We start from the raw sequence: 8,924 nt of genomic DNA, 5'->3' as shown, positions 1-8,924 counted from the left end.
GATGATGCCCGGGCAGTTGGGGCCGATGATGCGGGTCTTGTTGCCCTTGGCGAGGTTGTAGTTCCACGCGGTGGCGGTGTCCAGGACCGGGGCACCCTCGGTGATGACCACGGCGAGCGGGATCTCCGCGTCCACGGCCTCGATGATGGCGTCCTTGGTGAACGGCGGCGGGACGAAGAGGATCGTCACGTCGGCACCGGTGGCCTCCATGGCCTCCTTCACCGAACCGAAGACGGGCAGCTCGACGCTGTTGCCGTCGGCGTCCTTGTGGGCCACGGTCGTGCCCGCCTTGCGCGCGTTGACGCCGCCGACGACCTGGGTGCCGGCCGCGAGCATGCGGGCGGTGTGCTTGGTGCCCTCGCCGCCGGTGATGCCCTGGACGATGACCTTGCTGTCCTTATTGAGGAAGATCGACATATCTTGTGGTTCCTTCTCTTCCTACTTGGAGGCCAGCTCGGCGGCCTTGTCGGCGCCGGAGTCCATGTTGTCTGCCAGGGTCACGAGCGGGTGGTTCGCGTCGGCGAGGATCTTGCGACCCTCCTCGACGTTGTTGCCGTCCAGTCGGACGACGAGCGGCTTGTTGGCCTCGTCACCCAGGATCTCGAGGGCCTTGACGATGCCGTTGGCCACCGCGTCACACGCGGTGATGCCGCCGAACACGTTGACGAACACGCTCTTGACCTGCTCGTCACCCAGGATGACGTCGAGGCCGGCGGCCATGACCTCGGCCGAGGCGCCGCCGCCGATGTCGAGGAAGTTGGCGGGCTTGACCCCGCCGTGGTTCTCGCCCGCGTAGGCGACCACGTCGAGGGTCGACATCACCAGGCCGGCGCCGTTGCCGATGATCCCGACCTCGCCGTCGAGCTTGACGTAGTTGAGGTCGTTCTCCGCGGCCTTCTGCTCGAGCGGGTCTGTGGTGCCCGCGTCGGCGAAGTCGGCGAACACGTCCGCGTGGCGGAACTCGGCGTTCTCGTCCAGGGTGACCTTGCCGTCGAGCGCGAGGATCTCACCGTTCGGGGTCCGGACGAGCGGGTTGACCTCGACGAGCGTGGCGTCCTCCTTGACAAAGACCTCGTACAGCTTGGCGATCGTCACGGCGGCGGTGTCCAGCACCTCCTCGGGGAGATGACCGGCGGCCGCGATCTCGCGCGCCGTGGCCACGTCGACGCCGACCGTGGGGTCGATGTTGATGCGGGCGAGGCGATCCGGCGACTCCTCGGCGACCTGCTCGATCTCCACGCCGCCCTCGACCGAGCACATGGCCAGGTAGTTGCGGTTGGCACGGTCGACCAGGAAGGAGATGTAGTACTCCTCCGCGATGTCGCTGGCCTCGGCCACGAGGAGCTTCTTGACGATGTGGCCCTTGATGTCCAGGCCCAGGATGTCCTCGGCCCGCGCGCGCGCCTCGGTGGCGTCCTCCGCCAGCTTCACGCCGCCGGCCTTGCCGCGGCCTCCGACCTTGACCTGCGCCTTGACGACGACAGGCTTGCCGATCTCGGCCGCGACCTTCTCGGCCTCTTCCGCAGTGTCCGCGACGCGCCCCGGGGTGGTGGGAACGTCATGCTTAGCGAAAAGAGCCTTTGCCTGGTATTCAAAGAGATCCATCAGCTCACCATCTTGACGTGGATAGATTAGCCCGGCCCTGTTGAAAGCCGAGTCATCCCTCATCCTAAGCGTGGAGTGTGTCGCCCGTCGCACAGTGGGGGTAACCCTGTGCGTCGGATCACAGGGGATTCGGCGCGCCGGACCCCGATCGGGGCAACTCGTGCCCCACATGCCACGGGCGAGTTCTCGAACCACTGGAGTCACACGTGTGTGACCCACCCCTCCCTGCCGCTCCGCCGAGCACCTTGCGGCGCTGTTGCCGATCCGTTACTTTGGACGAGTCTTAGTCACGAAACGATCACAGCACGACTTCAGAGGGGAAACGCCACCGGTGAACTACGAGTCGCATCACGTGCCACCAGCGGCTCCTGTCGTCATTCCCCCCTCCGGCGCGCACCGGCCCGGCCGCCATCGGCTGCCCGCCCCCCCGCAGGCCCTCCGCGGCCGCGCGGCCGTACTGGCCGTGGCCGCGGGCGCCGCGGTGTCCGCCGCGTCCGCCGGGTCCATCCTGGACGTCTCGGGCATCCACTCGACCGACGCCGGAGACATCGCCCTCCTCGCCAACGGCGAGTCCGTGCCCGCGAGCCCCGCGCCGGTGGCCTCGGCCACCGCCACGGCCACCCCCTCGCAGCCCGAGCCCGTCGTGGTACCGACCGTCGCCGCGGTGTCCGAGAACCCGCAGTCGGCCATGCTCTACGCGGGCACCGAGATCAACACCCAGCGCGAGATCGCCGAGGAGCAGGCCCGTCGGCCCAAGGTGGCCATCCCCGCCGTGGGTGCCTTCACCTCCGGGTTCGGGATGCGCTGGGGCGCGATGCACGCCGGCATCGACATCGCCAACGCCAACGGCACCCCGATCCTCGCGGCCACCGACGGGGTCGTGATCGACGCGGGCCCGGCCCAGGGCTACGGGAACTGGGTGCGGATCATGTCGGACGACGGCACCATGACCGTCTACGGCCACATGGAGACCGTCGACGTGCAGAAGGGCGAGCGCGTCTACGCGGGCCAGAAGATCGCCGGCATGGGCAACCTGGGCTTCTCCACCGGAACCCACCTGCACTTCGAGGTCCTGGTCAACGGGGGCACCCAGCACGTCGACCCCCTGATCTGGCTGGCCCAGAACGGCCTCGCGCTGGCCGGCGCCGCCAGCTCCGAGGCCTTCGGCTCCCTCGGCGGCTGACACTCCCCGGCGGCCGTCACAGCGCCGCGCGGAGCCGCTCCTCGAGAGTGACCCGGCACGCCGGCCACTCCTCCACGGTGATCGAGTAGATGGCGGTGTCCCGCCACGTCCCGTCCTCCCGGAGGACATCGCGCCTGGCCACCCCTTCGAACCGGGCTCCCAGGCGGATGATCGCGGCCCGGGAACGCACGTTCCTGATGTCCGCCTGGAGCTTGACCCGTCCGAAGCCCAGGTCGTCGAAGACGTGGGACAGCACGAGCAGCTTGGTCTCCACGTTGACCCCGGTCGCCCAGTAGTCCCGCCCGTAGAACGTCCAGCCCAGGTGGAGCTTCTCGTTCCGCGGATCGATCTCGACCAGCGACATGGTCCCGGCGATCGCCCCGACCGGACCGAGCGACGGCGAGGCCACTCGGACCGTATAGGGGACCGCCCCGGGCACGAGACGGTCCGCGACGAACTCCCTCGTCCGGGCGAGATCGGCGTGCGCGGTCTCGAACGGGTACCCCGACCCGAACGCGCGGGGATCAGCCATGAGTGGGAACAGCCCCTCGGCGTCGTCGGCGGTCATGGGATCGAGCCGGACCAGGCGCCCCGGCAGCGAGACGCCTTCGGGCATGCGTGCGGGCACGGCCGCTCCTAGAGTTTCTGCATGGGGACGCCGCCGATGAGCATGAGGCGGACCTTGCCGGACGCGCCGAAGTCGATCGTGGCCGTGGCCCTGGGGCCGGTCCCGTCGCACGCGAGCACCTTGCCCAGCCCGTACTTGTCATGGGTCACGCGGTCCCCCGGCACCAGGTCGAGCACGGGGGCGGAGGCCCGGGCGCGGGGGATGCCGGACGACCGCCCAGCTCCACCCCCGGAGCCGACGCCACCGCCGGATCCCGACCCGAACCGACGCCGTGGCGCGTCGTAGGCCACGTCACCGAAGCCTCCCCCGCCCGCGGGCTCCTCGCGCTGCCACTCGATCGCCTCCGAGGGGATCTCCTCGAGAAAGCGCGACCCCGGATTGGTCATGGGCTGCCCCCACGACGAGCGCATCATGGCGCGGGTCAGGTACAGCCGCTTCCTGGCGCGAGTGATGCCCACGTAGGCCAGCCGTCGCTCCTCGGACAGCTCCGCCGGGTCCCCCAGGGCGCGCATATGCGGGAAGAGCCCGTCCTCCATGCCGATGAGGAAGACCACCGGGAACTCGAGCCCCTTGGCGGTGTGCAGCGTCATGAGCGTGACCTGCCCCTGGTCATGGGCGGGGATCTGGTCGGCGTCCGCCACGAGGGACACGCGCTCGAGGAAGGCGGCGAGCGACCCGGGCTGCGCGAGGCCCTCGTCGAGCTGGGCCTCCGCCTGGTCGGCGACCGCTCCCGCGGCGTCCCCGACGGGCTCCCCCCCGAAGCCCTGCTCCCGGGCGGAGCGCTGCAGCGCCGCCTCGGAGGAGAACTCCCGGCCGACCCCGACGAGCTCGTTGAGGTTGTCCAGGCGCGCGGCGTCCTGCGGGTCGTTGGAGGCCTCCAACTCGGCCCGGTAGCCGGTCCGCTCGAGCACCGCCTCGACGAGCGCGCCGACATCGGGGTCCGATTCCTCGCCCCCGGCGTGGTCGCTGCCGTCCAGCAGCGCGCGGAGCCCGTCGAGCATCTGCACGAACCCGGCGATCGCCTTGACCGACCGCGTCGGCAGCAGCGCGACCCGTCCACCGGCCGCGTCGCGGAGCGCCTGCCCGAACCCGATCGCCCGTTGCTCGGCGTGGACCACCACGCACGCCTCGGCCCGGTCCCCGATCCCCCGCTTCGGGGTGTTGAGGATCCGGCGCAGCGCCACCGTGTCGTCGGGATTGGCGAGCACCTTGAGGTAGGCCACCACGTCGCGCACCTCCTTGCGCTCGTAGAACCGTGTCCCGCCGACGACCTTGTACGGCAGGCCGAGGCGCACGAACACGTCCTCGACGACGCGGGAGGAGTTATTGGTCCGGTAGAACACGGCCACGTCGGAGTAGGCGGCGTCGCCGGAATCCACCAGGCGGTCGATCTCGCCGGCGATGAACCTCGCCTCGTCGTGCTCGTTGTCCGCCACGTAGCCCACCAGCAGATCGCCCGCGCCCTCGTCGGTCCACAGGTTCTTCTCCCGGCGCCCCGGGTTCCGCGAGATCACGGCGTTGGCGGCGGAGAGGATGGTCTGCGTGGAGCGGTAGTTCTGCTCGAGCAGGATCGACCGGGCGTCGGGGTAGTCGTGCTCGAAGTCCTCGATGTTCCGGATGGTGGCACCGCGGAAAGCGTAGATCGACTGATCGGCGTCACCCACCACGCAGAGTTCGGCCGGGGGGACGCCCACCTCGTCGTCGTCCCCCGCCACCCCGCCGACCAGGGTCCGCACCAGGACGTACTGCGCGTGGTTGGTGTCCTGGTACTCGTCCACCATGACGTGCCGGAACCTGCGCCGGTAGTACGCGGCCACCTCCGGGTGCGCGCGGAGCAGGCCGACGGTCTCCCCGATGAGGTCGTCGAAGTCGAACGCGTTGGCCGCCTGGAGACGTGACTGGTACTCGGTGTAGACCGCCGCCACCGTCTGCCCGGTCCGGTCCGAGTCCTCGAGCGCCCGGTCCATGGCGTCCGACGGCTCGCGCAGTTCGTTCTTGTGGTTGGAGATGGCCGTGGCCAGCATGCGCGGCGTGAACTTCTTGACCTCGAGCTGCTGTTCCTTGGCGATCATCCCCAGCAACCGCCGGGAATCGTCCGAGTCGTAGATCGTGAAGTTGGAGTTGCGGGTGCCCAGAAGCGCGGACTGCGCCCGCAGGATCCGCACGCAGATCGAGTGGAACGTGGCCACCCACATCCGCTCCGCGTGGGGTCCGACGAGGGCCGAGACCCGCTCGCGCATCTCGGCGGCGGCCTTGTTGGTGAAGGTGATCGCGAGGATCTGGCCCGGGTGGGCACCGCCCTCGGCCAGCAGATAGGCGATGCGCCGGGTGAGCACGCTCGTCTTGCCCGAGCCCGCCCCGGCCACGATCAGCAGCGGGCCGCCGCGGTGCGTGACCGCGGCGGCCTGCTGCGGGTTGAGCCCGTCCAACAGGGGCGAGGCGGGGCGGGTGGGGGCGTGTGCGGTGTCGGTCATCGTGGGTCCAATCTACCCACTGGGTCCGACACCCCGGACTCAGCGTTGACCGGCCCCCATGAACTCCTTCACCTGTGCGGCGGACGCGTTCAGCCCCGGGTCGTTGTCCAGGTAGTGACGCGTCTCCCGGACGATGAGGCCGGACAGGACGAGCAGCCCGATGAGGTTGGGGATGGCCATGAGTCCGTTCATCACGTCGGCGAAGTTCCACACCACCTCGAGCTCGGTGACCGCGCCCACGAACACCACGCAGGTGAAGACCATGCGGTACGGGATGACGCCGCGCGCGCCGACGAGCCGCTCCGTGCACCGCTCGCCGTAGTACGACCATCCGAGGATGGTCGAGAACGCGAAGAACGCGATCGACACCGCGACGAGCTTGTCGCCCTCCGGAATCGCTTGCGCGAACGCGGTCGCGGTCATCGTCCCGGCGCTCCCCCGACCCTCCTGCCACACCCCGGAGGTGACCAGCACCAGGCCGGTGAAGGTGACGACGATGATGGTGTCGATGAACGTCTGGGTCATGGACACCAGACCCTGCCGCGTGGGGTGGGTGGTCTTGGCCGCGGCGGCCGCGATGGCCGCCGAGCCCATGCCCGACTCGTTGGAGAAGATGCCGCGGGCGACACCCATCTGGATGGCGTAGAGGATCGCCGACCCGGCGAAGCCGCCGACCGCGGACGTCCCGGTGAACGCCTCCGAGAAGACCTGCACGAACGCCGACGGGATCGCCTCGGCGTTGACGACGAGCACGACCAGCCCGCCGAGGATGTAGAGCAGGATCATCAGCGGCACGAACCCGGCCGTGACCCTGCCGATGGACTTGATGCCGCCGAGCAGCACCGCCCCGGTGAGGACGAACATGACGATGCCGGTGGCCACGGGCGTGATCCCGAACGAGTTCTCCAACTGGGTGGCCACCGCGTTGCCCTGGGTCATGTTGCCGATGCCGAAGCTGGCCAGCACGGCGAAGACGGCGAACACGATCGACAGGACCAGGCCGATCCTGCCGCCGGTCCGGCCGTAGACCTCGGCCAGCCCGCGGTGCAGGTAGTACTGCGGGCCACCGGACTGCTCGCCGCGGGCGTCGGTGACGCGGTATCGCACCCCGAGGAACGCCTCGGAGTACTTGGAGGCCATGCCGACGAGCGCGGTGACCCACATCCAGAACAGCGCGCCGGGGCCGCCCAGCGCGATGGCCGTGGCCACACCCACGATGTTGCCCACGCCCACGGTGGCGGCCAGTGCCGTGGTGAGCGCCTGGTACTGCGAGATGTCGCCCACGCCGCCGTCGTCCTGGCGCTGGAACAACCCCAGCCGGAGGGCGGGGCCGAGCTTGCGGAACTGCAGCATCCGCAGGCGGATCGTCAGGAACAGGCCGGTGCCCAGGAGCAGCGGGATGAGGACGAAGGGCCCCCAGATCACGGATCCGATGTCCGCCAGGGTCGAATTTAGGTTCTCCACGGGCGCACACATTAGACGGTCCCGCCGAGGTATCCGACCGCAGTGGGATAATCACCGCATGACCACCGACCCCGCCGGCACGGACGACCCGCTGTCCGAGGCCCAGATCCAGGAACTCCGCCTGGAGATCGACCGGCTCGACGCCGAGATCCTCAACGCCATCGTCCGTCGCAGCGAGATCTCCAAACGCATCGGCCGCACCCGCATGCAGTCCGGCGGGACGAAGCTCGTCCACACCCGCGAACTCAAGGTCTACGAGCGCTTCTCCTCCCTCGGCCAGGAGGGCCAGACGCTCGCGGGGATGCTCCTGCGCCTCGGCCGGGGCCGGCTGGGCTGACCCAGCCGGGGCCAGGGACCCGGACGTCGTCGGTGGGGGTGAAATCGGCCAGGTCGGACGTATCGACGACGACGAAGCCCGCCTTCCCCTCCCTATTCCCGGCTAGCCTCGCTGACAGGCGAGTACCTCTGGGCAGGAGCGGTGATGACCGACATCAGCACGACGGAGCAGTGGGCAGCGGTGGAGGACCTGGTCCCCGCGATCGGCGAGGTGTCGCTGCGGGAGCTGTTCGAGGCCGACCCCGAACGCGGACGCCGGATGTCGATCACCGCCGGAGACCTCCACGTGGACCTGTCCAAGAACCTCGTCACCGACGAGATCCTGGCCGCCCTCATCGAGGTCGCCCGCGCCGCCCACCTGCCGGCGCAGCGGGCCGCCATGTTCCGGGGCGACCGCATCAACACGACCGAGGACCGGTCCGTCCTCCACACCGCGCTCCGCCTCCCCGCGGATGCGGAGCTCGTCGTCGACGGGCGCGACGTGGTGGCCGACGTCCACGCGGTCCTGGCGGGCATGACCGACTTCGCCCACCGCGTCCGCTCGGGCGAGTGGACCGGGCACACGGGCGAGCGGATCGACACGGTGGTCAACATCGGCATCGGCGGCTCCGACCTCGGACCCGTGATGGTCGACAAGGCCCTGCGTCACCTTCAGACCGCCGGCATCCGCGCGCGCTACGTCTCCAACGTCGACCCCGCGGACCTCTCCGCCGTGCTCGCGGAGATCGACCCCGCCACGACCCTGGTCGTGGTGGCCTCCAAGACGTTCACCACCCAGGAGACCATGGCCAACGCGCACGCGGCCCGGCGCCACTTCGTCGAGGCCCTGGGCTCCGAGGACGCCATCGCCTCGCACTTCGTCGCGGTGTCCACCGCGGCGGAGAAGGTCGCCGAGTTCGGCATCTCCGCGGACAACATGTTCGAGTTCTGGGACTGGGTCGGCGGGCGGTACTCGGTGTCCTCCGCCATCGGGCTGTCGGTCATGGTCACGGTCGGCCCCGCGGCGTTCGTCGAGCTGCTCGAGGGCTTCCACACGATGGACCTGCACTTCGCCACCGAGGACCCGGAGCACAACGCGCCGGTCCTCATGGCGCTGCTGGGGATCTGGTACACGTGCTTCCTCGGCGCCCAGTCCAAGGCCGTGATCCCCTACGCCCAGGACCTCCTGCGGTTCCCCGCCTACCTCCAGCAGCTCACCATGGAGTCGCTCGGCAAGTCGGTGCGCCTCGACGGC

The 8,924-nt window shown here is 69.8% G+C and carries 7 protein-coding genes and 1 pseudogene; 3 read left to right on the top strand and 5 right to left on the bottom strand.

Features of this window, described 5'->3' with window-relative positions; translation table 11 throughout:
- Both B4M60_RS03950 and sucC read right to left on the bottom strand, forming a co-directional pair.
- A pseudogene (locus B4M60_RS03950) lies at positions 1 to 417 on the bottom strand (succinate--CoA ligase subunit alpha); the annotation flags it as partial.
- Positions 418 to 438: 21 nt separating this feature from the next.
- Positions 439 to 1,605 (bottom strand): ADP-forming succinate--CoA ligase subunit beta, encoded by a 1,167-nt coding sequence (sucC, locus tag B4M60_RS03945; protein WP_291080493.1) that lies wholly within the window; start codon positions 1,603 to 1,605, stop codon positions 439 to 441.
- 463 nt (positions 1,606 to 2,068) lie between these two features.
- Here sucC and B4M60_RS03940 point away from each other — a divergent pair, with 463 nt between their 5' ends.
- Complete coding sequence (locus B4M60_RS03940) at positions 2,069 to 2,788, top strand: M23 family metallopeptidase (RefSeq protein ID WP_291080491.1); 720 nt, start codon at positions 2,069 to 2,071, stop codon at positions 2,786 to 2,788.
- A gap of 16 nt (positions 2,789 to 2,804) precedes the next feature.
- Here the strand turns inward: B4M60_RS03940 and B4M60_RS03935 are convergent, their stop codons facing one another.
- Genes B4M60_RS03935 through B4M60_RS03925 form a run of 3 tightly spaced genes read right to left on the bottom strand, consistent with a single transcriptional unit; the run spans position 2,805 to position 7,366 of the window.
- Positions 2,805 to 3,416: a GNAT family N-acetyltransferase gene (locus tag B4M60_RS03935; protein ID WP_291080489.1), complete on the bottom strand. Its 612-nt coding sequence runs from the start codon at positions 3,414 to 3,416 to the stop codon at positions 2,805 to 2,807.
- An 8-nt stretch (positions 3,417 to 3,424) separates the two neighbouring features.
- Positions 3,425 to 5,890: a UvrD-helicase domain-containing protein gene (locus tag B4M60_RS03930; protein ID WP_291080487.1), complete on the bottom strand. Its 2,466-nt coding sequence runs from the start codon at positions 5,888 to 5,890 to the stop codon at positions 3,425 to 3,427.
- Positions 5,891 to 5,929: 39 nt separating this feature from the next.
- Complete coding sequence (locus B4M60_RS03925) at positions 5,930 to 7,366, bottom strand: alanine/glycine:cation symporter family protein (RefSeq protein ID WP_414646724.1); 1,437 nt, start codon at positions 7,364 to 7,366, stop codon at positions 5,930 to 5,932.
- A gap of 46 nt (positions 7,367 to 7,412) precedes the next feature.
- Here B4M60_RS03925 and B4M60_RS03920 point away from each other — a divergent pair, with 46 nt between their 5' ends.
- Entirely contained in the window at positions 7,413 to 7,691 is a 279-nt protein-coding gene (locus B4M60_RS03920) for a chorismate mutase (protein WP_291080483.1), read from the top strand.
- 144 nt (positions 7,692 to 7,835) lie between these two features.
- A partial coding sequence (gene pgi, locus B4M60_RS03915) for a glucose-6-phosphate isomerase (protein ID WP_291080481.1) occupies positions 7,836 to 8,924 on the top strand: 1,089 nt, incomplete at its 3' end.

The sequence above is a fragment of the Dietzia sp. UBA5065 genome (assembly GCA_002415925.1).
Lineage (GTDB): Bacteria > Actinomycetota > Actinomycetes > Mycobacteriales > Mycobacteriaceae > Dietzia.
The sequence above is the reverse complement of the archived record's forward strand: the minus strand, read 5'-3'. Positions and strand labels throughout refer to the sequence as shown.

Bases quoted from the DNA above. Each gene is read 5' to 3' on its own strand.
- B4M60_RS03925 (WP_414646724.1), bottom strand. From the start codon at position 7,366: ATGTGTGCGCCCGTGGAGAACCTAAATTCGACCCTGGCGGACATCGGA.
- B4M60_RS03920 (WP_291080483.1), top strand. From the start codon at position 7,413: ATGACCACCGACCCCGCCGGCACGGACGACCCGCTGTCCGAGGCCCAG.
- sucC (WP_291080493.1), bottom strand. From the start codon at position 1,605: ATGGATCTCTTTGAATACCAGGCAAAGGCTCTTTTCGCTAAGCATGAC.
- B4M60_RS03930 (WP_291080487.1), bottom strand. From the start codon at position 5,890: ATGACCGACACCGCACACGCCCCCACCCGCCCCGCCTCGCCCCTGTTG.